Origin of the sequence: Rothia endophytica, from assembly GCF_928381505.1 — a bacterium.
Lineage (GTDB): Bacteria > Actinomycetota > Actinomycetes > Actinomycetales > Micrococcaceae > Rothia > Rothia endophytica_A.
In genome coordinates, this window is the sequence record NZ_CAKMSJ010000001.1 from 247277 (window position 1) to 273563 (window position 26287).

At 56.7% G+C, this 26287-nt stretch carries 26 protein-coding genes; 7 read left to right on the top strand and 19 right to left on the bottom strand.

Annotated elements, in window-relative coordinates; translation table 11 throughout:
- Positions 1-10 precede the first annotated feature (10 nt).
- On the top strand, positions 11-1153 hold the full coding sequence (locus L6990_RS01090; protein WP_237202230.1) for a glutamate--cysteine ligase: 1143 nt from the start codon (positions 11-13) through the stop codon (positions 1151-1153).
- A 171-nt stretch (positions 1154-1324) separates the two neighbouring features.
- On the opposite strand, the gene L6990_RS01095 is transcribed toward L6990_RS01090, so the two are convergent.
- The 9 genes from L6990_RS01095 to L6990_RS01130 form a co-directional block, all read right to left on the bottom strand.
- On the bottom strand, positions 1325-1651 hold the full coding sequence (locus L6990_RS01095; RefSeq protein ID WP_237202231.1) for a hypothetical protein: 327 nt from the start codon (positions 1649-1651) through the stop codon (positions 1325-1327).
- Positions 1651-2301, bottom strand: a complete 651-nt coding sequence (locus L6990_RS01100) for a hypothetical protein (RefSeq protein WP_237202232.1) — start codon at positions 2299-2301, stop codon at positions 1651-1653. Before L6990_RS01100 ends, L6990_RS01095 begins: the two co-directional genes overlap by 1 nt.
- Positions 2302-2575: 274 nt before the next feature.
- On the bottom strand, positions 2576-3358 hold the full coding sequence (locus tag L6990_RS11975) for a transposase family protein (protein ID WP_369127817.1): 783 nt from the start codon (positions 3356-3358) through the stop codon (positions 2576-2578).
- Between the two features lie 206 nt (positions 3359-3564).
- Positions 3565-4674, bottom strand: coding sequence for a tRNA (adenosine(37)-N6)-threonylcarbamoyltransferase complex transferase subunit TsaD (gene tsaD, locus L6990_RS01105; protein WP_237202233.1), 1110 nt, complete (start codon positions 4672-4674; stop codon positions 3565-3567).
- Positions 4667-5230 (bottom strand): ribosomal protein S18-alanine N-acetyltransferase, encoded by a 564-nt coding sequence (gene rimI / locus L6990_RS01110; RefSeq protein WP_237202234.1) that lies wholly within the window; start codon positions 5228-5230, stop codon positions 4667-4669. The genes tsaD and rimI overlap by 8 nt, the downstream gene beginning before the upstream one ends.
- On the bottom strand, positions 5230-5907 hold the full coding sequence (gene tsaB / locus L6990_RS01115) for a tRNA (adenosine(37)-N6)-threonylcarbamoyltransferase complex dimerization subunit type 1 TsaB (RefSeq protein ID WP_237202235.1): 678 nt from the start codon (positions 5905-5907) through the stop codon (positions 5230-5232). The genes rimI and tsaB overlap by 1 nt, the downstream gene beginning before the upstream one ends.
- Positions 5908-5916: 9 nt before the next feature.
- Positions 5917-6534, bottom strand: coding sequence for a tRNA (adenosine(37)-N6)-threonylcarbamoyltransferase complex ATPase subunit type 1 TsaE (gene tsaE, locus L6990_RS01120; RefSeq protein ID WP_237202236.1), 618 nt, complete (start codon positions 6532-6534; stop codon positions 5917-5919).
- Between the two features lie 2 nt (positions 6535-6536).
- A complete protein-coding gene (alr, locus tag L6990_RS01125; RefSeq protein ID WP_237202237.1) occupies positions 6537-7790 on the bottom strand; it encodes an alanine racemase in 1254 nt (417 codons plus the stop codon).
- 65 nt (positions 7791-7855) lie between these two features.
- Positions 7856-8065 carry a hypothetical protein gene (locus tag L6990_RS01130; protein WP_237202238.1) on the bottom strand — a complete coding sequence of 70 codons (210 nt, stop codon included), beginning with the start codon at positions 8063-8065 and terminating at the stop codon, positions 7856-7858.
- Positions 8066-8087: 22 nt separating this feature from the next.
- Between L6990_RS01130 and L6990_RS01135 the strand changes: the two genes are divergently transcribed.
- The 3 genes from L6990_RS01135 (at position 8088) to L6990_RS01145 (ending at position 11761) form a co-directional block, all read left to right on the top strand.
- The gene (locus L6990_RS01135; protein ID WP_237202239.1) at positions 8088-9314 is read left to right on the top strand and encodes a glycosyltransferase; all 1227 of its coding nucleotides are present in this window, start codon (positions 8088-8090) and stop codon (positions 9312-9314) included.
- A gap of 28 nt (positions 9315-9342) precedes the next feature.
- Positions 9343-10125: a phosphatase gene (locus tag L6990_RS01140; protein ID WP_237202240.1), complete on the top strand. Its 783-nt coding sequence runs from the start codon at positions 9343-9345 to the stop codon at positions 10123-10125.
- A gap of 163 nt (positions 10126-10288) precedes the next feature.
- Complete coding sequence (locus tag L6990_RS01145; protein WP_237202241.1) at positions 10289-11761, top strand: sugar transferase; 1473 nt, start codon at positions 10289-10291, stop codon at positions 11759-11761.
- Positions 11762-11818: 57 nt separating this feature from the next.
- On the opposite strand, the gene L6990_RS01150 is transcribed toward L6990_RS01145, so the two are convergent.
- The 3 genes from L6990_RS01150 to glmS form a co-directional block, all read right to left on the bottom strand.
- Positions 11819-12739: an ADP-dependent NAD(P)H-hydrate dehydratase gene (locus tag L6990_RS01150; RefSeq protein WP_237202242.1), complete on the bottom strand. Its 921-nt coding sequence runs from the start codon at positions 12737-12739 to the stop codon at positions 11819-11821.
- Complete coding sequence (locus L6990_RS01155) at positions 12736-13173, bottom strand: holo-ACP synthase (protein WP_237202243.1); 438 nt, start codon at positions 13171-13173, stop codon at positions 12736-12738. The genes L6990_RS01150 and L6990_RS01155 overlap by 4 nt, the downstream gene beginning before the upstream one ends.
- Positions 13174-13304: 131 nt before the next feature.
- A complete protein-coding gene (glmS, locus tag L6990_RS01160; RefSeq protein ID WP_237202244.1) occupies positions 13305-15188 on the bottom strand; it encodes a glutamine--fructose-6-phosphate transaminase (isomerizing) in 1884 nt (627 codons plus the stop codon).
- Between the two features lie 185 nt (positions 15189-15373).
- On the opposite strand from glmS, the gene coaA reads away from it, so the two are divergent.
- From coaA to mscL, 3 genes are all read left to right on the top strand, one after another.
- Positions 15374-16330, top strand: coding sequence for a type I pantothenate kinase (gene coaA, locus L6990_RS01165; protein WP_237202245.1), 957 nt, complete (start codon positions 15374-15376; stop codon positions 16328-16330).
- Between the two features lies 1 nt (position 16331).
- Positions 16332-17126: a M15 family metallopeptidase gene (locus L6990_RS01170; protein WP_237202246.1), complete on the top strand. Its 795-nt coding sequence runs from the start codon at positions 16332-16334 to the stop codon at positions 17124-17126.
- A gap of 158 nt (positions 17127-17284) precedes the next feature.
- Positions 17285-17659, top strand: coding sequence for a large conductance mechanosensitive channel protein MscL (gene mscL, locus L6990_RS01175; protein ID WP_237202247.1), 375 nt, complete (start codon positions 17285-17287; stop codon positions 17657-17659).
- A 345-nt stretch (positions 17660-18004) separates the two neighbouring features.
- Here mscL and L6990_RS01180 read toward each other — a convergent pair whose 3' ends face one another.
- The 7 genes from L6990_RS01180 to truA form a co-directional block, all read right to left on the bottom strand.
- Positions 18005-19159, bottom strand: coding sequence for a mannitol-1-phosphate 5-dehydrogenase (locus L6990_RS01180; RefSeq protein ID WP_237202248.1), 1155 nt, complete (start codon positions 19157-19159; stop codon positions 18005-18007).
- Positions 19159-21147: a PTS mannitol transporter subunit IICBA gene (locus L6990_RS01185; RefSeq protein WP_237202249.1), complete on the bottom strand. Its 1989-nt coding sequence runs from the start codon at positions 21145-21147 to the stop codon at positions 19159-19161. Before L6990_RS01185 ends, L6990_RS01180 begins: the two co-directional genes overlap by 1 nt.
- A 245-nt stretch (positions 21148-21392) precedes the next feature.
- Positions 21393-22751: a phosphoglucosamine mutase gene (gene glmM / locus L6990_RS01190; RefSeq protein ID WP_237202250.1), complete on the bottom strand. Its 1359-nt coding sequence runs from the start codon at positions 22749-22751 to the stop codon at positions 21393-21395.
- A 25-nt stretch (positions 22752-22776) separates the two neighbouring features.
- Positions 22777-23853: a polyphosphate kinase 2 gene (ppk2, locus tag L6990_RS01195; RefSeq protein WP_237202251.1), complete on the bottom strand. Its 1077-nt coding sequence runs from the start codon at positions 23851-23853 to the stop codon at positions 22777-22779.
- 198 nt (positions 23854-24051) lie between these two features.
- Positions 24052-24540, bottom strand: a complete 489-nt coding sequence (rpsI, locus tag L6990_RS01200; protein WP_237202252.1) for a 30S ribosomal protein S9 — start codon at positions 24538-24540, stop codon at positions 24052-24054.
- Positions 24541-24575: 35 nt separating this feature from the next.
- Complete coding sequence (gene rplM, locus L6990_RS01205) at positions 24576-25019, bottom strand: 50S ribosomal protein L13 (protein ID WP_237202253.1); 444 nt, start codon at positions 25017-25019, stop codon at positions 24576-24578.
- Positions 25020-25314: 295 nt separating this feature from the next.
- Positions 25315-26271: a tRNA pseudouridine(38-40) synthase TruA gene (gene truA, locus L6990_RS01210; RefSeq protein WP_237202254.1), complete on the bottom strand. Its 957-nt coding sequence runs from the start codon at positions 26269-26271 to the stop codon at positions 25315-25317.
- Positions 26272-26287: the final 16 nt, after the last annotated feature.

The window sequence follows — 26287 nt, forward strand, 5'->3', positions numbered from 1 at the left end:
GGAGCCGCCCATGATGCCCTTTAATGTCTCAGAGCAGTCCACTATTGGCGTGGAATGGGAAATCGCTCTCGTTGACCCGGTCACCCGCGAACTATCATCGCGCGCGCCTGAGGTGCTAGCTGCGCTCAAGGAGCACCACCCCCAACTTCTGGTGCCGGGCAAAACTCAGCCCCATATCACCGGGGAATTCCTGGATAACACCGTCGAGCTGGTGACCGGTATCTGCCGCACCCCTGCCGAAGCCTCCGACCAGCTGCGCCAGGCGGCGTCCGCTCTCAAAGAGGTCACCGACAGCCTTGGGTTAGTTTTTTTCTCCGCGGGAACCCACCCCTTCTCACGGGCTCTTGAGCAGCCGGTCGCTGATAAAGACCGTTACCAGCGGGTGCTGGATCGCTCCCAGTTCTGGGGTAAACGACAGATCATTTACGGAGTGCACGTACACACCGGCGTAGATTCGCGCGATAAGGCATTGCCGGTGCTGAACGGGCTTACCAACTTTTACCCTCATTTATTGGCACTTTCAGCGTCTTCCCCCTTCTGGGAAAGTGAGGACACCGGGTTCGCGTCCCACCGTGCCCAGCTCTTCCAGCAGCTGCCTACCAGTGGGCTGCCCTTTATCTTTGAGACCTGGGAAGACTACGAATCCTACCTGGATGATTTGTTGGCAACCGGTGTCATTGACGAGCCCAGCGAAAACCGCTGGGACGTCCGCCCGGTGCCAGGATACGGGACGGTTGAGATGCGTGCCTATGACGGGCTTGCCTCGGTGCGCGATATTGCAGCGCTGACAGCTTTCACGCAGTGCCTGGTGGAGTGGTTTAGCCGCCAATTGGACGCCGGTGGGCGTGTAGAACCGTTGCACACCTGGCATGCTCAGGAGAATAAGTGGCGGGCCGCGCGCTATGGCACTGAAGCCATCATCATCATGAATAATCGCAACGAGGAACGCTTGGTTACCGAGGACGTGCTGGGTCTGCTGGATAAGTTGGAGCCCATAGCTCGTGACCTGGGCTCTAGCGCAGAATTAGCTGATGTTGAACGGATTTGTCGTGAGGGTGCGGGCTATCAGCGTCAGCGCCGGGTGGCGGCCGAACACCAGGGCGATTTGCGAGCCGTGGTCGATGACCTGGTGGCGCAGGCGCGGGAACTCTAGAAGATGCTTGGGGCCATTTTATCTGTGGCTGGTCTCCAAGCCATTGCAAGAAACGATAGGAACTAAACCCAGTACATATCAAACCAAAAAGGTTGGTTTTTAGAAACATCGAAAAGGCGCCAATTTAAATTGGCGCCTTTCCTAAGTTATATCAAATGGAAAATCGAGAGTTTAGAATACCTGAAAGCGGCCATCGGATATCTTAATTATCCGTGAGCATTCGGTAGGAGCGGTCGCAATCTTTTCCTGAAGATGTATTGTCATTAGAGCAACTCCAGGTGAATAACGCCCTCCAAGACCCAAAACTACGGCAGTATCTTCTAAGCTTTCAGCATGGGATTTTAAGGACTCTATAGATTCCATTATCGTCCACGAAATACCTCTCGACTCGTTCGGGTGAACAACAAAACTTGAGGCATCCTTTTCTACTTTATCAGATCCTAAATCGTTGAGCATGAGAACTACCGAATCGATATTGTTTGGAACATTTAAAGTCATTAAGGACAACCTGCTAAATCTTTTTGAGGAAAGGCAGTGATAATATTATTAGTGCTTTGGCCTACCGGAACCCTCGGGTAGTATCTTTCCCCCACTAGGCCGTTAGAATTTCTAAGCTCTATGACACCGAGATATATAATTTCATTGTTGCCACCAAGACAAGCTTTAGCAGGAGCCTCCAAAGATGACTGAATAGCGAAGCTAGCGAAATCCCTCCAGTTCCCCCCAACGCGGGTAGCGATGTTTCCCCAGTCATCCATATGTTCCAGTTTGATATGGCGGTAACCGTATTTTTCATTGCCGCATTTCAAGTTAGGCTTCCTTAGGAATTCCGCCCCCATAGGTGGGGCTCCTGCATCATATTGATGGACTAGCTTGTCGTGTGGATCTTTTACACCACATGCTGCCCAAATTGGCCCCACAAAACCCTGAGCAGCGGAATTCCGCGATAGCATTTCCTCTACGCCCATACTGTTACCAGGTGTATAAGTTGTCTCAGAGCCATCTGGAGCTACATAGACAGCTGTAAGTTGGTCTACATTGGAGTCTGGGCTAACAAATTCCGCCCTTGCTGACTGAAAAGTACCTCCGATTACTGAAACGCTCAATGCTGCGACAACTGAACTTGCAAGTAATTTCCTGAGCCTCATTGCTCTTACCTTTCCCGATTAATTTTTTTGTGAGGTAGTCTCTTGTATATAAAGCTGAACACAAAGTGAGCTTACAGTCAACCTTAATTTCTAAAAATATCAATCGCTAAAGCGCCAAAGGTCAACCTCAATGATGGTACAAGTGAGGCTTATACTTAGCAGCTCGTACGGTGAAATTTGGCTTATCTCTTATACATAAGCCTCTAAAAATTACGAGTAGATTAGCTATGAGAGCATGACAAGCTACCACAGGGCACCACCCAAATAATGAGGGTTATTCATAAGGTCCCACCAGCCACCAAAAACAGCAACCCCCCGCACCACCGAAAACACCTGCCCATACGAGCTCAACGGCCGCCTGAACCCAGTATGCAGAACCCGCCAGCTTTTCACCTGAGGCCCCCCCCCCCCCCCCCCCCCCCCCCCCCCCCCCCCGCTCCACCACCGACCGCAACCGATTGAGCACCCGATTATTCGTCTTCTGCTCCCAACTAAGCCGCTGCCCCGGCCTGCGTTTGGTAGGGGTAGCTAGGTTCAAGCCAACATAACCCTTATCAGCCAGAGTCGAAACATCTAGCAGTTGATCTAACCCGTGAGCTTTGAAGGTATGGGCATCATGTCTGGCACCCGGTAGCGGGTCGGTGATGGCCAGGAGTTTGCCGTCGAGGGTGCAGATGACTTGGTGGTTGAAGCCTGCTCGTTTGTGCTTACCTGAGAAGTTTATTTTACCCAAGGGACACGCCAGTTCCAGGTGGGGATGAGGTGCTTTCAGGCTCTCTTTCAGAGGTCGGGTCAGAGGGGTAAGGACTTTCTCTAAGGCTCTTTCGATGGTGCTGATGGTTCGTGAGATGGTGGGTTGTGAGACGTCGAAGAGGTGGGCGAGGGCTTCTTGGGTGAGGTTGTGTCGGTAGCTGATGAGGGTGATTTTTATGGCTTGGGTCAGGGTGAGTCTGCGGGGTTTCTCGGCTGGTTTGATCCAGGTGAGGTGGGTGTTGAGGGCTGTGATGAGTATGGCGAATTGTGTGGCGGTGAGGCCGGTTGTAGGCTGGTGGTGCAACGGTTCTTCCTGGTGTGGTTTGAGAATATTTTTGGCGATTTATCCTCATGTTTACTGTCTGGTGGGGCCGTTGTCTCTTGGTGGGGGTTGGGGTGTGGACCCCCTTATGAATAAGCCTCAATTTTTATCAACTAAGTTTATAAAGTATTCGGAGCTGGCATTGAGGGCGCCTTCCTCCGCGCCCTATCTAAACAGACTTACTACCCTTAGACCGAGATGGTGGTGACCGGCAGAGATGAGTCAGCGGTGAAGTCACTGCCACTAGGTTTACGCCCTTCGACAACTAAGCGAGCCCCCAAAGCCGCCACCATGGCTCCGTTATCCGTGCAAAGACTAAGTTGAGGAATAACCAGTTTGATGCCGTGTTCGGCGCAGCGCTGGGCGGTAAGCTCGCGCAGACGGGAGTTAGCTGCCACGCCGCCGCCTAGCAGGAGGGTTTTGATACCGCGTTCGGTGCAGGCCAGCATGGCTTTTTTGGTGATGACATCGACGACGGCTTCTTGGAAGGACGCGGCGACGTCTGCCACGGGTACTTCTTCGCCGCGGGCTTCGAAGCCTTCAACCACGCGAGCCACGGCGGTTTTGAGGCCTGAGAAGGAGAAATCATAGCGGTGGGGGCCGGGTTCCTCGGCGGCGCCCATGAATTTGCGGGTGGAGAGCCCGCGGGGGAAGGCAAAGACGCTGCCGTCGCCCTCTCGGGCGGCTTTGTCGATGGCGGGGCCACCGGGGTAGGGCAGGCCGAGTAGGCGGGCGACCTTGTCGTAGGCTTCGCCGGCGGCGTCGTCCAGGGTAGCGCCGAGGAGTTCTACATCGCCGGTAATGTCGCGCACGGCCAGGATTTCGGTGTGTCCGCCAGAGACCAGCAGGGCGCCAAGACCCTCGCGGGGTAGACCGTCTAAGAAGTCGGCGCTGTGCCCTTCGATGCCGCAGTCATCCAGCAGACCCACGCCTACATGGGCAACCAGGTGGTTGATGCCGTAAAGGGGCTTGCCGGTAGCTACAGCTAGCGCCTTAGCAGCTGACACACCGACCATAAGAGCACCGGCAAGGCCAGGCCCTGCAGTAACAGCGATAGCATCTACCTCATCCAGGGTTACCCCAGCCTCGTCCAAAGCCTGTTTAAGGGCTGGTATAAAAGCGTCCAGATGGGCGCGGGAGGCAATTTCGGGGATAACCCCGCCAAAGCGCACATGTTCTTCCATGGAACTGGCGACGGTGTTGGTGAGCAGGGTGGATCCGCGCACGATGCCGATGCCAGTTTCGTCGCAGGAGGATTCGATGCCCAGTACCAGGGGTTCGGTGTTTGCCTTAGTCATGGTGGGCTTCGCTTTCGGTCGTGGGGTCTGTGGTCTTGCTCGTGGCGTCAGCGGTGGCAGCGGGAGCCGGTAGCTCTTTACGCATGATGATAGCGTCTACGCCGTCGTTGTAATAGCCGCGGCGCAGGTGAATTTGCTGGTAGCCGTTGCGCTGGTAGAGGTCTTGGGCGCGGGGGTTATCAGCGCGTACTTCTAGCAGTATCTGTTCAGCACCGCGGGCTCTAGCTTCGCGGGTAAGAAAATCCAGCAGTGCTCGCCCGTAGCCCTTACCCTCGTGGTGTGGGGCGATGGCAATGGTCTGCACATCGGCTGTCTCGGCGATACTCATCACCCCGGCGTAGCCAATAATTTCAGTCTCGCTGCTCCCTTCCGGCACGGTTTCCAGCACAATATAGCCCCTGGTGGGATGCACTATTTCTGCCAGGAACATATCGAGCGGCCAGGCATCAGCCGGGAAGAGCTGGCTTTCCAGAGTATGTACGGTCGGCACGTCCATAAGGGTCATTTCGCGGGCACGGACGCAGGGCAGCCCGTCGGGTAGATCTGCCTGGAGCATTAGCTACCTGACTTTTTGCGGACGGCTGGCACCTTGGCGTCTGACTCGCGCAGGTAAAGAGCCGAGGTATCGGCGCTCAGTGCGTCTGCTCCCAGGCGGGCAGCTGCGCGTAGCAGGTGGCTGGCGCCGGGTTGCATGCTCTCGAAGCCGGGCTGGGCATCGAGGTCCTGGGGATAGAGAGAGGTTCCAAAACCGTAGGCGGGCAGAGCAGGAGCTTCGGCGGCCGGGCCAACGGTGGGACCCTGCACCAGTGAGTAGCCGGTTTCGGTGAGCTCGTAAACAGCCGAGTAGACTTCCCTGCGGCGGGCATCGCTAGCGACCAGAAAACGCTGCTGGCCGGCGTCCCTGGCAGCAGAGTGGGCGGCCTCGGCCAGTGCGGTCAGGCTCATCATGCCGTAGAGAGGAAGGTCCCAGGTGACGGCGAGCGCACGGGCGGTCACGATACCTGCGCGCAGGCCGGTAAAGGGGCCGGGCCCGGTGCCGGTCAGCACGGCGTCAAGGTCACCGCCGCTGACGCCGGCCTCGGCCAGTACTTCGGCAACGAAGGGCGACATGACCTCGGCATGGGAGCGGGTGTCCTCGGTGGCGCGGTGTGCGAGCAGGGTGAGCTGATCCCCTTCGATACGTCCTAGGGCGACAGAGGCGGTGGCAGATGAGTCTAGGGCAAGAAAAAGCACTGTGTTAGTTTACTCCGTGGTCGGGGCGGCATGGGTGAGAGCCTGTTGTAGCCGGTCGAAAGCGCTGGGGCTCTGGCTAAGCCAGCGGGGGCCGCGGGCTATGACGCGCAGGCGGCGCGGTTCGGGGGATTCTTCGTCCTCGTCCTCGTCAGTTTCACTGCCACTGGCGTAGAGCTGGTAGGGGTCGGTCTCGGCTAGGTCGGCACCGGTGATACGGGTGAACTCCAGGTCCAGCAGGGATTCTGCGAGGTGTTCAGCCTTGTCTCTGCCCCATTCAATGACGGTAACTGAGCGGTCCAGGGAGTACTCCAAGTCCAGATCGTCCAGTTCTTCACCCGATGCCAGCCGATAGGCGTCTACATGTACCAGGTCAGGCCCACCGGGGCGCGGGCCATCGGCCAGGTTGGGGTGCACGCGGGAGAGCACGAAGGTGGGAGAGATGACGCCCTCGCGTACTCCTAACCCCTCCCCCAGTGAACGGGTGAAGGTGGTCTTGCCTGCACCCAGTTCCCCGGTCAGAATAAGCACGTCCCCAGCATCTAGCAGAGGCGCGAGCGCATGGGCCACGGCGGCGGTGTGGCTGGGGCCGGTAATTTCTAGGTCAAAGACTGCTTCAGAAGTTGGCATGGCTACCTTTCCGCGGTGTCATTTCGCCAGCTACCGCCCGCCGAGACGCGGGGTACGCGCGGTGAGATACGGGTAACGATTTCATAGTTGATGGTGCCAGCAGCCTGCGCCCAGTCGGTCACCGGCGGGTTCAGCCCTGCTCCGAAAAGGACGGCGGGAGCCCCCAGGTAGCCCAGGGCCGGGTCAGACAGGCCGGGTGCCCCCAGATCAATGACCATCTGGTCCATGGCGATGCGCCCTACCTCGCGGTAGGTGCTGGGCTCTGCGCCCGCCGGGTAGATGCGCACCGGCCCGCCGGTAGCTACCCGGGGCACGCCGTCTGCGTAGCCCATGGGCACCAGGGCTAGGGTGGTTGGCTGGTCAGTTACGTAGTGAAGCCCGTATGAAACGCCCTGGCCAGCGGGTACTTCTTTAACCGAGCTGATGAAGGTTTGCAGGTGCATCACGGGTTTGATGCCCAGTTCTTCAGGGGTCACGCCAGGCAGCGGTGAAAGGCCGTAGAGACCCAGCCCCACGCGCACGGCGTCTCTCAGAAGCGCATCCTCTTGCTGAAGGTCAGCAGCGGTAAAGGTTGCCGGGGTATTAGCTAAGTGCAGCACATGAGGGGTCAGCCCGGCGTTCTGTACAATCGCCAGAGCACGGTCAAACTCTTGTGACTGGCTAGCAGTTTCAGGGCGTTGCGGTTCATCGGCTACCGCCAGGTGGGTAAAGAGCCCGCGCACTTTCACCAGCCCCTGCACCTCGTAGTCACGGGCGCGCCCAGCCAGCTCTTCAAGATCAGCAGGCATGATGCCGTTACGGCCAAGCCCGGTGTCTACCTTAAGATGCAGGAGCACCGGCTGGGAAGGGGTAACAGCCTGGGCAGCAACCGCAATTTTCTCTAGTTCCCAGACGCTAGAAACACCCAGCTGCAGGTTCAGCCCCAAGGCAAGCTCAAAATCAGTGCGGGGGGTGTGCAACCAGGCAATGATAGGGGCATCAATACCAGCATCGCGCAGGGCAGCCGCCTCCCGTACGTGCACCACTCCCAGCGCATCCGCGCCCGCAGCTAGAGCAGAGCGGGCCACATCAACTGCACCGTGCCCGTAGGCATCTGCCTTCACCACAGCAACCAGTTCCCGCTTCCCGATCAGGGAACGAATACGGGTGACGTTGTGCTCAAGGGCGTCCAAGTCAATGAGGGCAAGGCGCTCAAAATCGCCGGGGGCATCCAGGGGCACGAAACCCTGCTGGCGGTAGCCGCTGGTAAGACTCATTGCTCTTCCTGCCTTCGTTTAATGAATTCTTCTCTTTTTAGGGTAGTCCACTTTGACGCGCTTGGTCATATGGCTGCCAGTACATCACGGGTGAAAGTAGGGGAGGTTTGGAGGTAGACCTGGCGCGCATAGGGTGTAGTTTCGGCCAGCTGGTCGGGGCTGGCGTGAATTGCAGGCGAGCGCCCAGCGCGAGACTGCAAGAGGGTCAGCTGGCTGAAACTACACCCTACGCGCGCGGCTTCAGCCCCTTGGGAAATTGGTGCCGCCAGGCTCATATCGGCTGTAAAGTAGTGAAGCGTGGTAGACCTATCTCTGGCAAGCGTGCACCTTCATCTGATTTCTATGCACACCTCTCCTTTGGCGCAGCCGGGCACAGGGGATGCTGGGGGCATGAATGTCTATATCGACCGTTCTCTGCGGGCTTTACTTAAGCGCTATCCACAGCTATCGGTGGAGGTTTTTACACTGGATACCGCCTGTAACGGGGCGCGTACAACGGAGCGGGTTTCTGACCGGGCGATTGTTCACTCGCTCTACCTGCCGGAGGCTGCCTGTGCTTCGAAAGAGGATTTACCGAAGTTTGTTCCTGCTTTTGCTCAGGCGATTCGGGAGAGTGCTGTGCGGCAGCCCGATATCGTTCACGCCCATTACTGGCTTTCAGGGCTAGCAGCTCTAGAGTATGCGCCCGATGTCCCTCTGGTTCAGACCATGCACACTACCGCTGTAGCTAAAAATGCCCGGTTGGCTCCCGGCGAGAAACCGGAACCGCAGGTGCGTCTGGAGGGTGAGCAGCGCCTGATTGATACCGTGTCTGCCCTGGTAGTGAATACGGACTTTGAAGCTCAGCAAATGCGGGACTTCTACGCGGCTGATTCTGAGCGGCTGAAGGTAATCTCACCGGGTGTAGAGATAGGCATTTTTACACCTCGAGCAGGTGAGACAGCCGCCAACGCAGGTTCTGCCACCGCAGCTCACCTGGTTTTCGCCGGACGTCCGCAGCCGCTGAAAGGCCCCCATATTCTCGTTGAGGCGCTGGCCCTTCTCCCCCAGGACCTAGAGGTGACCCTCGATATCATTGGGCAGTCCCACACCGACTATGAGGAACAGCTTCTCGAACGAGCTCAGCTACTGGGTCTCGCTCACCGTGTCAGGCTCCTCCCCTCCCAGAAGCCCCGGGAACTTGCCGCCTCCTTCCGTGCCGCTGATATCGTCGCCTGCCCGTCCTCCTCAGAAACCTTTGGCCTGGTAGCTCTTGAAGCTCAGGCCTGCGGCACACCCGTGCTGGCCACCAAGGCAGATGGCCTACTGACCGCCGTGCAGGACGGTGTGACAGGGTACCTGGTAGAACCCCGCACCCCGGAGGCTTGGGCATCAGCGATTGAAAAGCTGGTGGGAGCACCGGATGAACGCCGGCGCCTGGGCGCAGCCGGCTCCGCACGCGCAGCTCACCTGCGCTGGGACGATACCGCCGACCGTCTCTTTGAGCTCTATAGCCAGCTGCTTCACAGTACCTACAGTATTTAGAACCCCATAAATCACGCTAAGGAAACCTATGACTTTTTCTATGAGCCGCCAAGAATTCATTGACTACCTCAACTCTTCCAAAATCACCGGGCAGGTAGCCACAGCCCGCGAGAACAACATCGCCCACATGTACGGCTTTGTGGAGGGCAACGAGCACCTGGAGTTCGGGGTGAAACTCACCCGCGATTGGAGCTACGAAGAAATCTTTGAGCTCATGGCTCGACGCGTAGGAACTAGCGCAGACCCGGCCTTCCTAGAGGGGCAGGACACCATCAGTGCAGAGAAGTGTGTGGAAGCTCTGACTGAGTACGCGCATATTTTTGGTCAGGCTGTAGCAGCTGGCCACAGCATCCTCTTCGCAACCGGTCACCCCGCAGGTCTCTTCCCCATCTACGCTGAGATGGCGCGTGCAGCCCGAGCAGCCGGAGCCCGCGTCCTCACCATTGACGAAGGTGACCTGTTCCTAGATGGCGATATCCGCCAGATCTTTGACGTCGTCATGTTCGAGCAGTACGGCAACCTACAGCACACCCACTTTCCCGGCCCCATGCAGCTGGCCCTGGCTCAGTTAGAGGAACGGCAGGACGCTCCGGGGCTAGTCGTCGCTGATCACGGGTTGGCTGGTTTCGCCGCGTCAGCTGGTTACGCCACCATCGGCATCGCTGACTGTAATGATCCTGGCCTCTTCGTTTCAGCAGAGCAGGGGCAGATTCTGGTAGCTGTTCCTATGGACGACAACGTAACTCCTCATCTTTACCGGCCAGTTATTGATTTTATTCTGAGTGAAGCGGGCCTCTGCCCCACCACCTAGCGGTTTCATTGCCCTAGCGAGTGTGCAAAGAGCCACCCTTATCAGGCACCCCCTACTCTTCGGTAGGCAGTAGAATTAACAGTTAATTCATCTACGTGCCACTGTGCAGTTTTCGCACCCTGCCTGAGGCATATTTATCACTCATACTGGGGGAACACACCACGTGAATCAGGACATCATTGAGGAGCGGTGGGGGGAGACTCGCAATCGCCGCCCATGGCACCCAAAAATTAGGGCCGCTCTCTACATCGTTGATGCACTCACCATCACTATAGCTTTCGCGCTAGCACACCTGGTTAGCTTTGGCTTTGAGGACTCAGAGGTCATGGGCCGCACTGAGCTACCCATGGGTTACATTGACACCGGAATTATTTTCGGTTTGCTGTGGTTCGCCGCTCTTTCCATCTCGGGTTCTCGCAACATCCGCTACCTGGGTCAGGGTAATGATGAGTACCGACTGGTTATCAAGTCCACCTCATATTTTTTCTGCCTCATCGCAATTTTCTCCTATCTGACCAAGATTGAGTTTGCCCGAGGCTACGTTATTCTTGCCTACCCCATCGGCATTCTTCTCTTGCTCAGCGCACGGTGGTCTGTACGCCGCTGGTTGGTGAGCTGGAGAAACCGCGGGCGAGCTCTATCCCGTGTGCTGATTATCGGTGACTATGATTCTGGCAATCACCTCTACAAGACTCTGCTGGAGGGGCAAACCTCCGGCCTTTCACCTGTAGCTGCCTACTTACCGCGTTCACCCGAAGGTACAGCCCTGGGAGACGGTGAAATCCCCACTCTGGGTTACTCACCCGACGCAGCGGACATTATTGAGGTGGTACGCGATAACAATATTCACGCGGTGGCAGTTTCTACCGGCCACGGTCTCAACCCTCAAGAACTACGCCGTTTAGGTTGGGTTCTTGCAGCAGCTCACGTGGCCCTCATTATGGCACCGGCAATGACCGATATTGCCGGTCCCCGCATTCGCACCCAGCCTCTGGGCGGAATCCCCCTGATTCACGTGCATACTCCGCGTATTGAGGGTTTCCAGGCAGTTGTAAAACGCTCCATCGACCTCGTAGCTTCCACTCTGGGGCTTATCCTTCTCTCCCCCCTCCTGCTGGTTGTTGCTCTTTTGGTCAAGAAGGACGGCGGGCCCATCTTCTTCTTGCAGGAGAGGGTTGGCTACCGCGGCGCTTCCTTCCACATGATTAAGTTCCGCTCTATGGTGACTAACGCTGAGGAGCTCAAAAAAGAGCTCATGGCGCAGAACGAGGGCAACGGGGTTCTCTTCAAAATGGCTGATGACCCCCGCATTACCAAAATTGGTAAGTTCATCCGCAAGTACTCGATCGATGAATTGCCCCAGCTCTGGAATGTTTTCATCGGGGATATGTCCCTGGTAGGGCCCCGCCCCCCGTTGCCATCAGAGGTTGCCCAGTACGAGGAAGACGCCTACCGCCGTCTGCTGGTTAAGCCCGGCATTACCGGTCTCTGGCAGGTATCAGGCCGCTCCAACCTGTCCTGGGAAGAGTCAATTCGTCTGGATCTCTACTATGTTGAGAACTGGTCGGTGATTGGCGATCTGGTGATCCTCTTCCGCACCGTACGCGCAGTTTTCGCTAAGGACGGCGCCTACTAGCCCCTAACAGCATCAAACCCACCCGGCTCCTAGCCGGGTGGGTTTCTTTTACGGTACCTACTCGCTCAGTAGTTGCGCCAATGCTGCGGGTAACCGTTGGGCTACCTCGGTCGGTGGTAGAGGGCCGCGGGCACCGGGCGTATGCACCAGGTCAGCTGCAAGACCGTGTACGGTCACGGCTGCAGCCGCCAGCTGAGCGTAGATTAAGGGAGCGCTGGGTTGGGGGTGGTGGGCCTGATGTTGCGCTAACAGGGCACCCAGCACACCGGTGAGGGTGTCGCCGCTACCGGCCGTTGCCAACCAGGGGCTGTTGCCTTCGACCGTCAGCACCAGCTGCCCATCGCTCGTTGCTACATGCGTCACTCCACCCTTGAGCAGAACCGTTGCACCGCTCAAGGATGCTGCTCGGCTAGCCCAGAATGCTGGATCTGCTTCTATCTCAGCGCGTTCAGGGGCATCTCCCTCCAACAGATTCGGCGCAAGTGCCGAGAGCCACGTGAAGAAATCTGCAAGTTCACCAACGTGCGGGGTAAGGATATGCTGCTGCATCAGACGCCTACCGCCTGCTACCAGCTGGGCAACAAGGGCTACCGCGCCGGCGTCTGCCACCGCTGCCGCCTCGGTGCTCAGCACGGCCCCGATGTGTTCAAGCCGTGAGCCCTGGCTGACACCGCTTCCCAACGCCCAGGCATCGACGCGCAACTCTAGCGGGTCACCGGTAGAGCAAACTGCCTCAGGAACCGACAAATTCATCAGAAAGTTGAGCTGGCTGCTTCCAGCAAACCTCACCATGCCAACTCCGGCATTGACAGCAGCCCGCACACTCATGAGCGCCGCCCCGGGGTAGTCCTCACTACCGGTCAGCATTCCCAGCACTCCACGTGTGTACTTATGGGACTTTTCGCCCGGCACCTTAAGCAGAGCGGGTAACTGACCAGCATCGAATGCTCTTACGGTAGGGCTTATTTCAAGGCTCATCGGGCAGTCCCCCTAGGGTGAGCAGATAGCAGACCGCGGCCGGCTGGATCTAACCTCATGAGGGTGAGTAGTTCATCATCGGTCAGGTGTTCTGCCACGACAGATGCGATAGCCACCGGTTCATCATGGGTGAGAGTAAGGTGCCAGCGATTAATACCCAGATCCGCTGCCCGCTGAGCCACCGTGCCCGTAGCTACCAGGTGGGGAGCTCCGTCCGTATCATTTTCAATCCAGCAGTGCTGCCAGACCAAGCCAGCAGGTGCTCGCAGGGCTTTGGCGGCTGCCTCTTTAGCGGCAAAACGTGCGGCCAAGGACCGTAGGGGCTTACCGCGCTCATGTTCAACAAACACCCGATCGATAAAGCCCGGGGTGCGCTCGATGATCTCTGCAAATCTTTTCATGTTAACCACGTCAACGCCGGTACCAATAATCATGCAGTGCCCCCTCTAGCCGTATCTTCTTACTCCCCAGTTTAGCGAACCGGCTACATCAAGAAATGAGGGGTAGAGCAAAGGCGCCCCTACCAGAGGTAGGGGCGCCTTAGAGCAGTCGTTAGACCGATAGATTACTCAACGGTCACAGACTTGGCCAGGTTACGAGGCTGGTCAACGTCGTAGCCCTTAGCGTGTGCAACAGCGCATGAGAAGATCTGCAGGGGCACGGTAGCTAGCAGGGGCTGCAGCAGTGACGGTGAGGCGGGAATGCGGATGATGTGATCTGCATGCTCCTCAACGGCAGTGTCGCCCTCTTCAGCGATAACGATGGTGACAGCACCGCGAGCGCGCACTTCCTGGATGTTGGAAACAACCTTGGCGTGCAGGGAGTCGCGGCCGTTGGGTGAAGGCACGATAACGAAGATGGGCTGGCCCTCTTCAACCAGTGCGATGGGGCCGTGCTTGAGCTCGCCAGCAGCGAAGCCTTCAGCGTGCAGGTAGGCGATTTCCTTGAGCTTGAGAGCGCCCTCAAGAGCTACGGGGAAGCCCACGTGACGGCCCAGGAAGAGCACAGACTTAGCATCCTTCATCGAGGTGCCAAGATCCTTGACCTGCTGCTCGCCGTCGATAACTGCCTGAATCTTTTCGGGCATCTGCTGCAGTTCTTCGAGAATGCCGCGTACTTCGTCCTTGTACATGTTGCCGCGCAGCTGTGCCAGGTAGAGACCCAGCAGGTAGGCAGCAGCAATCTGTGAGAGGAAGGCCTTGGTGGAAGCAACAGCAATTTCGGGGCCTGCGTGGGTGTAGAGAGCTGCGTCAGCTTCACGGGGCAGGGTTGAACCGTTGGTGTTACAGATGGAGACAACCTTGGCGCCCTGCTCCTGTGCGTGACGCACAGCCATGAGGGTGTCCATGGTTTCGCCGGACTGTGACAGAGCCACAACCAGGGTCTTTTCGTCCACGATGGGGTCGCGGTAGCGGAACTCGTGAGCCAGCTCTACCTCGGTGGGGATGCGGCACCAGTGCTCGATAGCGTAGCGAGCTACGTGACCGGCGTAAGCCGCGGTGCCACAGGCAACCACGATGATTTTGTTGATGGAGCGTAGGACGCTGTCGTCAATCTTCAGCTCGTCGAGGGTCAGGTTACCCTTTTCGTCCAGACGGCCTAGCAGGGTGTCACGCACAGCTGCGGGCTGCTCGTGGATTTCCTTCTCCATGAAAGAGTCGAAGCCGCCCTTTTCAACAGCTGCGGTATCCCATTCGATGGTGAATTCTTTGCCGTGGGCAGGGAAGCCTTCGAAGTCAATGATGGAGTAGTCGGTACCGGTGATGGTAACGATCTGGTCCTGGCCCATTTCGACTGCTTTTTTGGTGTAGTCGATGAAACCTGAGACGTCTGAGCCCAGGAAGTTCTCGTTCTCGCCCAGACCGATAACCAGCGGTGAGTTGCGGCGGGTAGCTACAACGCGGTCGGGGTGGTCGGTGTGAATCGCCAGGATGGTGAAAGCACCTTCGAGGCGGTTTGAGGCCAGGCGGATTGCTTCGGTGAGGTCCTTTGATTCCAGCTTGTTGTAGATGCTGGCAATCAGGTTGGCTGCGATTTCGGTGTCGGTCTGTGAAAGGAAGGTGACTCCCTCTTCCAGCAGTTCGGCGCGAAGCTCAGCGAAGTTTTCGATAATACCGTTGTGCACAACTGCCAGGCGGCCGTTGTCTACAACGTGGGGGTGAGCATTGTTATCGGTGGGGCCACCGTGGGTTGCCCAACGGGTATGGCCGATGCCGATAGTTGATTCGGTCATGGGGTTAGCTGCAACTTCAGCTTCCAGGTTGACCAGTTTGCCCGACTTCTTACGGAACTCAATTCCTTCATCACCAATTACGGCAACACCGGCTGAGTCATAGCCGCGGTATTCCTGGCGGCGCAAACCTTCGAGGACCACATCATAAGCGGAGTGGTCAAATTTCTTACCGTCTGCGGCCTGGCCGAGACTTACATATCCTACGATTCCACACATAAAGCTCATACTACCGTGCACGTTTCATTTGGGAACAGATTATGCGAATGACGAGTGCGACACATTGATTGTTAGGGGCGGACAGGCCTGCCGAACGGCTATTTGTCCCCTAAATTGCGCGTCATAATCGGTTTCCTTGGGGAGAGGTTTTCAGCTGACGTTCAGAGGGTTTTAGACTTGGCTAAATGAGCACCTCTGCACTTGCTTCAAAGCATTCCCCTTTCACCGAGCTTGACCGGGATACCTGGTCGCGGCTTGCCAGCGAAATCTCAGTACCGCTCACTGAAGATGAGCTGACGCAGCTGCGCGGTCTGGGCGAGCGTATTGATCTTGAAGAAGTGTCTCAGGTTTACCTGCCCATTTCGCGGTTGTTGAATCTCTATGTAAATGCTGCTGCTGGCGTCAACGATATGACGAACGACTTTTTGGGGACATCGGAGCGTAAGGTCCCCTTTATTATCGGCGTGGCGGGTTCCGTGGCGGTTGGTAAGTCCACCACAGCCAGGGTGTTGCAGGAACTTCTGCGGCGTTGGCCCTCTACCCCTAACGTCCAGCTCATCACCACAGACGGTTTTCTCTACCCCAACGCTGAGCTAGAGCGACGGGGGCTCATGGGCCGCAAAGGTTTCCCCGAGTCGTATAACCGACGCGCGCTCCTACGTTTTGTCGCTGAAGTGAAGTCCGGGGCTCCTCTGGTGACCGCTCCCAAATACTCTCACCTCTACTACGACATCCTGCCGAATGAGAGCATCGCGGTAACAGCACCTGATGTTCTCATTGTCGAGGGCCTGAATGTTCTTGCCCCCGCTAAACTGAGCGAAAACAGCTCATCAGCGCTGAGTCTGGCTGATTTCTTTGATTTCTCTATCTATGTGGACGCCAGGACCGACGATATAGAGCGGTGGTATGTAGAGCGCTTTCTCAAGTTGCAGCAATCAGCCTTTACCAATCCAGATTCTTACTTCCGGCGCTACGCTGATCTCTCTGAAGATGCTGCTATAGAACTGGCAACCAGCATCTGGAAATCCATTAACGAACCAAACCTCCGCCAGAACGTGCTCCCCACACGTGGGCGCGCCAAGCTGATTTTGAGCAAGTCTCACGACCACAAGATTCGCCGTGTCTTGCTGAGAAAGAACTAAAATGATGGGCTTAACCATAAGAAAAGCAGGCATTTACCCCCTGGTGGGCACATTGGTCTTGCTCTGCGGCTGTAGTACCCACAGCGGTTCTCCAACCCCGGCTAAGACTTCTTCAGTAGCCAATACTCCTAGCGCTAGTACCCCTGCAAAAGAGACGCCCACCGCAGAGGCAACTCCTACTGCAGAGGCCGAAGCAGCCCCCAGCAAAGCCGCGCCGTCGCCTAGCACCTCACGCTCCCCAGACCTCACCTCGCCCGATTCTCTGACGGCGCTGGTTAACAAGACTCACCCCCTCTCCCCCGAAACCTACGCCCCGGTTGATCTCGTACCCTTCGGTGGGGTATACCTTCGCCAAGAAGCGGCTCAAGCCGCCGAGGAAATGTTTGCTGCGGCCTCAGCTGAAGGAATAGGCATCACTACCCTGAGCGGTTACAGGTCCTATGAGACCCAGGTGGGTACCTACAACTCCTGGGTGGCTACCTACGGACAGGAGCAGGCCGATGTAGCTTCTGCCCGCCCCGGCTATTCAGAGCACCAGACCGGTCTTGCCCTTGATATCGGCACCGGAGGAGCATGCGACTTACAGGTCTGCTTCAAAGACACCGATGCCGCCCGCTGGGCAGCTGCCCACGCCCACGAGTATGGCTTTGTGCTGCGCTACCCCTGGTGGCAGCATGAAACTACGGGCTACTGGTACGAATCCTGGCATTTTCGCTACGTAGGACGCGAAGAGGCAGCGGTCTTCCACAGGTCAGGTGCCCCTACGCTGGAGGATTTTTGGGGCGTCGCCCCCTAGGGTTAGGCTAGCTTCTCTCAGCCTGGCAAGGAAAAACATACAATTTATGCATATATCGAGGGGCGCACATCACCTTGTGAGTAAACCCACTGGTTTTCGCGGAAATTTTTACCTGCTTTTAGTTTCTTACTTGTTTGACCCACGCTATTCTTGAAACCATGCTTACTGGATTTAAAGATTTTATTACCCGCGGTAACGTCATCGACCTCGCAGTCGGTCTGATCATTGGTACCGCTTTCACCGCCGTTGTCACTGCTCTCGTAGAGTCAGTGATGATGCCCGCAATTGCCCTCGTTACCGGTGGCGATGTTTCATTCGACCAATGGCTCGCATTCGGCGATGTCAAAATCGGCGTCTTCCTGACCGCCGTTGTTAACTTCCTGATCGTTGCAGCTGCACTCTACTTCTGCATCGTCATGCCCATCAACAAGTTCAACGAAAAGCGCGCTGCAAAGCTGGAACTCGAAGAGGAAGAGGAAGATCCCCAGGTCGCCCTGCTCAAGGAAATCCGCGACGCAATCGCTGCCAAGTAAAGACTTTCAGTACATCTAACTGAGCTGTGCCCCGTTCCTTTTCGGAACGGGGCACTTTTTGCTTTAAGAATCCAGTTCAGTAGCTCTGAGTTATCAGCAACGAGAGGGTTTATTCATCAGGCATCAAAAGCACAGATGGACGCAGTATGCGGCCATCCGCTCTATCCTTTTGAATACCCCTCGATGCCTCGCTTCTGTAAGTAACCCAGTAACTGGCTCAGCCACGTCACCCTAGTCAAAAGTCATACCAATGGTGTTATCAAAAAGCGGTGCCCCGTCTCCCCTAAGGGAGGCGGGGCACCGCTTCTTGGTGCGCTAAGGGACTAAGGCCCCTATGCGTTTCTCTTAGGCTACACGATCCGCGATAACCTCGCGGACGCCAGCGTAGAGCGGGTGCTTAGCTTCCAGGCCGGTGAGCTGGGCGGTCACGGTGTCCAGGTCGGACTCCCCTGCCTTGAGCTCAGCCAGGGTCTGCTGCAGGCTAACTGCCTCAGGATCCTCAGCTACATCGAATTCCAGCAGGGCCGCAACGGTTGCCAGTAGGGCGTCCACGGGGCGTCCTAGCTCAGCCAGATCAGCTGCCGGGCCAATGAAGCGTTCGTTGCGTGAAATCTTGCGCAGGGGTGAACGGCCAACACGGTCAGTGGTGTCCGGCAGATCCTTGTTGGCAAAGCGGGTCAGAATCTTTTCAATGTAGGCCTGCTGCACCTCGGGCTCAAAACCAAACTTGCGAACGATCAGGTCCTTGGTTTCAGCAAGAGTTGCCTCAACCTTGGCACGGATCTGATCGTTAGCGAGCGCATCAGAGATCTTTGAGATGCCAGCCTGAGCGCCAAAGTAGGCTAGGGTGGCATGCCCGGTGTTGACGGTGAAGAGCTTGCGGGTGATGTAAGGAGCAAGGTCCTCAACCCAGGTTGCACCGTTGATAGCGGGAACGTCATCGCCGAAGGGGCCGGTTTCAACAGCCCATTCGTAGTAGTTCTCCACGGTGACATCCAGCCCCTGTCCGGGAGCCTGGTTGGGGACGATGCGGTCAACAGCGGTGTTCGCGAAGATTGCCTGCTCATCGGCTGCAGCGTAGTGCTTACGCACTTCTTCAGCCAGGCCGTCGGTTGCGTTGATAGCGTTTTCACACGCCATGACTGCAACCTTGCCGGGGGTTCCCAGCTCAGCACGCTTCTGCAGACCCTGAGCGATGTTAACCGCAACGAACTTGAGCACGGTGGGGCCAACGGCGGTGGTTACAACATCAGCAGTAGCGATTTCCTCAGCGAGTGCTTCGGGGTTCTCTGCTGAGTTGATACCGCGGAAGTTGGTGATGGTGATGTCCTTAGGGTCAGCACCTACCTCATGCACGGTGTAGCTTTCCTCGGTGTTGAGCGCGTCAATGAGAGGAGCTGCAACGTCTGAGAAGACCAGCTCGTAGCCGGCTTCATTGAGGATGACGCCCACAAAGCCACGGCCGATATTACCGGCACCGAAATGTACAGCTTTTTTCATTAGCTATTGACCTTTCCGAAGATGTCCAGGATTTCCTGGGCAGTCTTTGCTTCTTCAAGCTGGGCAACAGATGCCTTGTTGGAGAAGGTCTTAGCGATCTTCTGGAGCAGTTCCAGGTGGGTGCCACCGGCGCCAGCTATACCGATCACGAAGTTGACGGGCTTACCGTTCCAGTCGATGGGCTCATCGAAGCGAATGAAAGACATAGCCGATGAGTGGATGGCGTCCTTAGCTTCATTGGTGCCGTGAGGGATGGCCAGGCCGTTACCCATGAAGGTAGAGACAGAAGCTTCACGCTCGTGCATAGCTGCTACGTATGAAGCATCGACCTTACCGGTGGAGACCAGCAGGTCACCTGCCTGATCGATTGCAGCTGCGCGGTCAGCGGCGCTGGCGCCCAGGACGATAGTATCGGCGGTCAGAACCTGCTCACCAGCGGGTGCTTCGGTAGCGGCTGCAGCAGCGGGGGCAGCTACAGGGGCGGCCTCAGCAGGAGCTGCGGTGGTACCTTCCTGCTGCTTGCGAATCATCTCAACGATTTCGTCGTAACGGGGTGAACCCATGAAGTTATCGACAGCTACGTGGATTGCGCTGGGGGTGGGGGTAGCAGCACGATCTGCCAGATCCTGGTGAGAAACGAGCAGGTCGTACTTGTCCTGCAGAGCGTTGATTGCGGAGTTGGTGACGGTGACCTTGTCGCCGTAACCTGCGTCCTTGATCTTGTTACGCAGAACTGAAGCGCCCATAGCGGATGAACCCATACCGGCGTCGCAAGCAAAAACGATGCTGCGGATTTCCTTGTTGGGATCAGCAGCTGAAGTAGCGAAAGCACCAGCAACTGAGGACTTCTTGCCCTTCATATCCTGCATCTTCTGAGCAGCAGCTTCAATATCGTCTTCACCCTTCTTGGAGAAGCGAAGAATCAGAGTAGCTACCAGGAAGGAGACCAGGGTAGCGGCCAGAACGCCTGCGTAAACCTTGAAAAGGTCACCGGGCGCAGCAACTGCGGTGATGGCGATGATTGATCCAGGAGCAGAAGCTGAGGTCAGACCTACGTCGAGGGTCAGGAAGGTAAAGGTACCAGCCATACCGCCAGCAATAGCGGCAGCAATCAGCTGGGGCTTCATCAGAACGTAGGGGAAGTAGATTTCGTGGATACCACCGAAGAAGTGGATCAGCGCTGCGCCGGGAGCCGATGCCTTAGCAGCACCGCGGCCGAAGAACATGTAGGCCAGCAGGATGCCCAGACCGGGGCCGGGGTTTGCTTCCAGCAGGTAGAGGATGGACTTGCCCATTTCCAGTGACTGCTGGGTGCCAAGCGGAGTGATGATGCCGTGGTTGATGGCGTTGTTCAGGAAGAGAACCTTAGCGGGCTCAATCAGCAGCGCGGTCAGCGGCAGCAGGCCGGTGTTAACCAGCCACTCCACAGCAGCACCAGCGCCGGCTGAGATAGCCTTCATGACGGGAGTCAGCAGGAACATCGAAGCAATAGCTGCAATACCGGCAAAGATACCGGCGGAGAAGTTATTGACCAGCATTTCAAAGCCGGGCTTAATCTTGCCGTCCCAGATGCCATCAAGTTTCTTCATGCACCATGCTGCCAGGGGGCCCATAATCATAGCGCCGAGGAACATGGGTGAGCCGCCCTCTTCACCGATGAAGATTTCAGCGCTGGTACCCATGATGACACCCATGGTTGCGGTTGCACCTACAACACCACCGCGGTGTTCGTAGATGAGCTTACCGCCGGTGTAAGCAATCAGGATGGGCAGGAGGTAGGTCACCATGGGACCAACCATGGTTGCCACATATTCACTGAATCCGGTGAGTGAAGGGAAGTATTTGGGGACGAGGCCCTTGGGGATGAAGAGCGCGGTAATCAGACCCCAGGCAATGAGTGCACCAATATTGGGCATAATCATGCTGGAGAGGAAGGTGCCAAACTTCTGGACGCGCACGCGAACGCTGGCAGGTTGCTTTTCGGACATAAGCCCTTCTCTGTGTGTATTTTCGCGAGGTGCGAGTGAGATGAATAAATCTATAAGACACTCTGTATCAACAAAGAAAAAATAATGCTCAGAGTGGAATACACCTATTGTACTCCCCGGTACTTCCTTTTAATCATGAGTTTTTCTGCTATTTTTTCACACCTGTTAGACAGGTTTAGATAGGTTATACAAAAAGCGCTCACTCTCGTCAAGAGAATGAGCGCTTTGAACGATGAATCTAGGGGCTAGATAGCTAGTTCCTTGGCGACGACGGCAGCCAGTGATTCAGCAGTTGCATCTGCGATGTCCTGCGTCTGGGCTTCTACCATCACGCGAACCAGCGGCTCGGTACCGGAAGGACGCAGGAGCACCCGGCCGGTATCTCCCAGCTCAGCTTCAGCATCGCGAATAGCCTGCTGCAGAGTCTCATTACCCTGCACACCGGCACGGTCTACGCCCTTGACGTTGATGAGGCGCTGGGGTGTTGCCTGCATGCGGTTGGCCAACTCAGATAGCGGCAGGCCGGTGCGCACTAGCTCAGCTGCAATATGCAGGCCGGTCAGCACACCGTCACCGGTAGTGGCGTAGTCGCTCATAATCACGTGACCGGACTGTTCACCACCCAGGTTAAAGCCGTTGGCGTTCATGGATTCCAGCACGTAGCGGTCTCCAACCGAAGCACGTTCCAGTTTAATGCCGTTTTCCTTGAGGAAGATTTCAAGACCCAGTGAGCTCATGACGGTAGCCACTAGGGTATCGTCCTTGAGCTTACCGGCATCCTTCATGGCAAGGGCCAGAATAGACATAATCTGGTCGCCGTCCACCAGGTTGCCCTGTTCGTCAACGGCCATGCAACGGTCAGCATCACCATCATGGGCGATACCTAGGTCAGCTCCCCACTCGACCACAGCTTCCTGTAGCTTCTCGGGGTGGGTTGAGCCAACGCCGTCGTTGATGTTAGTGCCATCTGGCTCTGCGCCAATCACACGCACCTTAGCGCCGAGGGCATGGAAGGCATCAGGGGAAACACCCGAGGCAGCACCGTGGGCACAGTCAAGAACAACCTTAAGACCGTTGAGGCGGCGGTGATCAGGGATGGTTGAGAGCAGGTGGGTGACGTAACGGTCTTCGCCGTCAGTCAGGGGCCGAATACGCCCTACAGCACCGTGAGTCGGGAAACGGAAGTCCTTGCTGCTATAGAGCTCTTCAATAGCATCCTCCAGCGCGTCATCGAGCTTCTTGCCTCCCCTAGCAAGAAACTTGATGCCGTTATCTTCAGCGGCGTTGTGAGACGCTGAGATCATGACGCCAAAGTCTGCGCCTGTGCTAGCAACAAGGTAGGCAGCCGCAGGCGTAGGCACCAATCCGGCGTCGAGAACATCAACGCCAGAGGATGCAAAGCCTGCGGTCATTGCCGCACCGATAAACTCACCCGAGATACGGGAGTCATGCGCGATGACTGCCTTGGGGCGAGTTCCATTTTCAACCGTATTGAACCCAAGGACGATAGACGCGGCTTGCGCCAGCTCCATTGCAAGAGCTGGAGTAATCAAATCGTTAGCGAGGCCGCGAACACCGTCGGTTCCGAATAATCTTTGTGACATCACAGATTATTCTACGCCGCTTAACCTAGTTTTCTTCTCTTAGTATGGGAAAACCCTCTGGGTTTTCTGGCACATCGTCGTCTAAGACGTCCGAGCCAGAGCCCACAATCAGTGAGTCAGTGGCACCTACCAGCGCCGTATCCTTATTGGGGTAATCGAACTGGTTGAGCACATGACGCATAGCCTCGAGGCGGGCACGCTTCTTGTCATTAGACTTTACAACCGTCCAGGGTGCGTCCCCGGTATCGGTATAGAAGAACATTGCCTCTTTGGCTGCGGTGTAGTCATCCCATTTATCCAGCGACGCCAGGTCAGTGGGTGACAGCTTCCACTGGCGCACAGCGTCTGTGCGGCGGGCATTGAAGCGAGCAAGCTGCTCCGCACGGGTCACCGAGAACCAGAATTTTATGAGCTTGACCCCGGAGTTCACCAGCATGCGCTCTAGCTCAGGCACTTCTCGCATGAACTCGTAGTACTGCTGGGAAGTGCAGTAGCCCATGACGCGCTCAACACCTGCACGGTTGTACCAGGAACGGTCCATGAGCACGATTTCACCGCCGGAAGGCAGGTGCTGGATGTAGCGCTGGAAGTACCACTGTGTCTGCTCAATATCGGTTGGTTTCTCTAGCGCAACGACGCGGGCGCCGCGCGGGTTGAGGTGCTCCATGAAACGCTTGATGGCACCGCCCTTACCAGCGGCATCCCGGCCCTCAAAGATAATGAGAATCTTCTGCCCTGTCTCCTTGGCCCACAGCTGCAGTTTGAGAAGCTCAATCTGCAGAGCTCGCTTCTCTTTCTCGTATTCCTTGCGCCCCAGTTTTTCGTCGTAAGGGTAACCTGCCTTCCAGGCATCCGACTTGGATTTAGAGGAGCCATTGAGTTTTTTGCTCAGCGATTCAATCTCATCAAGTTCAGCGCTGTAGTCTTCCACCACAGAAACACGGCGGGTTTCCTTAGCCAAAGCGGCTTTCACAGCCTGCTTTTTGGGATCCTCAGCTGGTGTCTGGGCTGTCTGAGCGTCCTTGCTCTCAGTCTCAGCGGGGGCGTCTTTGCCCTGTGCGCTCTTACGGGTGGTAGCGCGGGTGGTATTCGAAGATGCCATGGGCACCCTTTCTCTCATCAGTACCTTGCACCACCATTCTATGGCTTACATCACCCTGCCCCCACTATTACGCGCACTTAGACCTTTACCCCCAAGCCTGAGAGTTGACTATCTAGCCTTAAAACGAGGCAGCGCCCCACCCGTAAAGGGTAGGACGCTGCCTGTAGGCTGTTGTCGCTGCGTGAGCAGCGAAAGGCTTTAGCGCTTTGAGAACTGTGAAGCCTTGCGTGCCTTCTTGAGGCCTGCCTTCTTACGTTCGATGACGCGTGCGTCACGGGTAAGGAAGCCAGCCTTCTTGAGGGCGGGGCGGTTGTTCTCGAGGTCGATCTCGTTCAGTGCACGAGCAACGCCCAGACGCAGTGCGCCTGCCTGACCGGAGGGGCCACCACCGGAAATGCGTGCGAATACGTCGTATGCACCTTCGAGCTCGAGGAGCTTGAAGGGATCGTTAACTTCCTGCTGGTGCAGCTTGTTGGGGAAGTAGTTATCGAGTTCGCGACCGTTTACGGTCCACTTGCCGGTACCGGGTACCAGGCGAACGCGAGCAACAGCTTCCTTGCGGCGACCTACAGCCTGACCGCCAACGGTCAGTGCGGGGCGGGGAGCCTTCTCAGCTACGGTTTCTGATGATTCTGAAGTGTAGCTAGTCAGCTCTTCTTCGGTGGTGTACTCTTCGTTCTGAGCCACGATGTCTCCTTTAATAGTTCTTTCGTAGGCCCGAATTACTGGGCAACCTGGTTGAATTCGTAGGTCTTGGGCTGCTGAGCTGAGTGGGGGTGCTCAGAACCGGTGTAAACCTTGAGGTTCTTGAGCTGCTGTGCAGCCAGCTTGTTCTTGGGCAGCATGCCCTTAACAGCCTTTTCTACGGCGCGAACGGGGTTGGTTTCCAACAGTTCGGCGTAGTTTACTGACTTCAGACCACCGGGGTAGCCTGAGTGACGGTATGCGCGCTTCTGTTCAAGCTTCGCACCGGTCAGTGCAACCTTTTCTGCGTTGATGATGATGACTGAGTCACCCATGTCAACGTGGGGTGCAAAAGTGGGCTTGTGCTTGCCGCGCAGCAGGATTGCGGTCTGGCTTGCAAGACGGCCGAGAACAACGTCGGAGGCATCAATGATGTGCCACTGGCGGTTGTTATCGCCTGACTTCGGAGTGTAAGTGCGCAAAATTTCGCCTTTTCTCGTTTCGGTAGGGCGCTAGTTGGGTGTCGCGCCTATTTGACTATCTGTGCGTTAGTGGCAGGGCTTGGGTGAGGGCCAAACGCAACTGCACGACCATTCCTCAGACCTCTTGTTCCCCGTTATGTCCTGCAACTAGACCGAAGAACAGGGTACGAAATGAGGGCGGTGTACGCACAACGTATGAAACTATACAGAAAAGCCGGCACTTAATCTAGGCGCAGAAGCCTTAAAACTGCCCTCTTTGAGGTAGCTCACCCTTAATAATGACAAGGGTGTAGTTTTAGAGCTCTCTCTTATTGCGCGCCCGGTCTGCCTGAGCAGAGTAACCCGACGCAACGGGGTAGGTGATGTGATTAAGGGCGAGCCCGCGAGGTGCGGCTAGCCGTACCTGGGAATCACGCACAGGGTTTTGGATCCGGCTCAAAAGCCAGGGGAGATCCTTGCTTCCCTCCCCCACCATCACCAGAGAGGCAATGAGAGTTCGCACCATATTATGGCAGAAGGCATCTGCTCTAATGGTTGCCTCGATTAGCCCGTCTTCTTGCCGCTCAAAGCTGAGTTCTCTTAGCTCCCGGATAGTGGTAGATCCTTCACGGGGCTTGCAGAAAGACAGGAAGTCGTGCAGGCCCAGCAGCTCTTGGGCAGCACTGTTCATGAGTGCCAGATCAAGTTCTTTATTAATCTGCCAGGTTAAACCCCGGTAGAGAGGATTAGAGCCCTTTTCTTCTTGGTTGTCCTCAAGTAGGTAGCGGTAGGAGCGTTCTAGAGCAGAGAAACGGGCGTCAAAACTAGAGGGAACCTCAGCGCATGCACTGACAGTAATAGCTTTCTGCAGTAGCCCCTGCAGGCGAGACGGTAGCCCCAGTTGCGCTTCAGCGTCAGCCAGTGCACGGGATAGGGCTCCGCGCAGTTTACGACGCAGGGCGCGAGCCGGGGCATCATCACTGCGGCCGGGTAGCTTCTCCCAGAGGTCAGTGGGGACATCAAAGTGCACCACCTGGTGCAGGGCGTGCACCCCGGCGTCCGTGCGTCCGGCAACCGTGGTGTAGATGGGCTGGCGGAAGATGAGAGCCAGGGCTTCTTCAAGAACACTTTGAACGGTGACCAGCCCAGGCTGTTTGGCCCAGCCTGCAAAGGGAGTGCCGTCATAGGCAAAGTCGATACGGACCCGCCTGGTCGACTGGAATTCAGCCGGTAAAGACTCCGTTGCTGCAGCTCCCAAGGGATGGTGGTTCACAGTGCTCCTAGGTAGG

What these genes read in the sequence shown, in the direction of transcription:
- L6990_RS01090 (WP_237202230.1), top strand. Translation starts at nt 11, where the DNA reads ATGATGCCCTTTAATGTCTCAGAGCAGTCCACTATTGGCGTGGAATGG.
- L6990_RS01095 (WP_237202231.1), bottom strand. Translation starts at nt 1,651, where the DNA reads ATGACTTTAAATGTTCCAAACAATATCGATTCGGTAGTTCTCATGCTC.
- L6990_RS01100 (WP_237202232.1), bottom strand. Translation starts at nt 2,301, where the DNA reads ATGAGGCTCAGGAAATTACTTGCAAGTTCAGTTGTCGCAGCATTGAGC.
- tsaD (WP_237202233.1), bottom strand. Translation starts at nt 4,674, where the DNA reads ATGACTAAGGCAAACACCGAACCCCTGGTACTGGGCATCGAATCCTCC.
- rimI (WP_237202234.1), bottom strand. Translation starts at nt 5,230, where the DNA reads ATGCTCCAGGCAGATCTACCCGACGGGCTGCCCTGCGTCCGTGCCCGC.
- tsaE (WP_237202236.1), bottom strand. Translation starts at nt 6,534, where the DNA reads ATGCCAACTTCTGAAGCAGTCTTTGACCTAGAAATTACCGGCCCCAGC.
- alr (WP_237202237.1), bottom strand. Translation starts at nt 7,790, where the DNA reads ATGAGTCTTACCAGCGGCTACCGCCAGCAGGGTTTCGTGCCCCTGGAT.
- L6990_RS01130 (WP_237202238.1), bottom strand. Translation starts at nt 8,065, where the DNA reads ATGAGCCTGGCGGCACCAATTTCCCAAGGGGCTGAAGCCGCGCGCGTA.
- L6990_RS01140 (WP_237202240.1), top strand. Translation starts at nt 9,343, where the DNA reads ATGACTTTTTCTATGAGCCGCCAAGAATTCATTGACTACCTCAACTCT.
- L6990_RS01150 (WP_237202242.1), bottom strand. Translation starts at nt 12,739, where the DNA reads ATGAGCCTTGAAATAAGCCCTACCGTAAGAGCATTCGATGCTGGTCAG.
- L6990_RS01155 (WP_237202243.1), bottom strand. Translation starts at nt 13,173, where the DNA reads ATGATTATTGGTACCGGCGTTGACGTGGTTAACATGAAAAGATTTGCA.
- glmS (WP_237202244.1), bottom strand. Translation starts at nt 15,188, where the DNA reads ATGTGTGGAATCGTAGGATATGTAAGTCTCGGCCAGGCCGCAGACGGT.
- coaA (WP_237202245.1), top strand. Translation starts at nt 15,374, where the DNA reads ATGAGCACCTCTGCACTTGCTTCAAAGCATTCCCCTTTCACCGAGCTT.
- L6990_RS01170 (WP_237202246.1), top strand. Translation starts at nt 16,332, where the DNA reads ATGATGGGCTTAACCATAAGAAAAGCAGGCATTTACCCCCTGGTGGGC.
- mscL (WP_237202247.1), top strand. Translation starts at nt 17,285, where the DNA reads ATGCTTACTGGATTTAAAGATTTTATTACCCGCGGTAACGTCATCGAC.
- L6990_RS01180 (WP_237202248.1), bottom strand. Translation starts at nt 19,159, where the DNA reads ATGAAAAAAGCTGTACATTTCGGTGCCGGTAATATCGGCCGTGGCTTT.
- L6990_RS01185 (WP_237202249.1), bottom strand. Translation starts at nt 21,147, where the DNA reads ATGTCCGAAAAGCAACCTGCCAGCGTTCGCGTGCGCGTCCAGAAGTTT.
- glmM (WP_237202250.1), bottom strand. Translation starts at nt 22,751, where the DNA reads ATGTCACAAAGATTATTCGGAACCGACGGTGTTCGCGGCCTCGCTAAC.
- ppk2 (WP_237202251.1), bottom strand. Translation starts at nt 23,853, where the DNA reads ATGGCATCTTCGAATACCACCCGCGCTACCACCCGTAAGAGCGCACAG.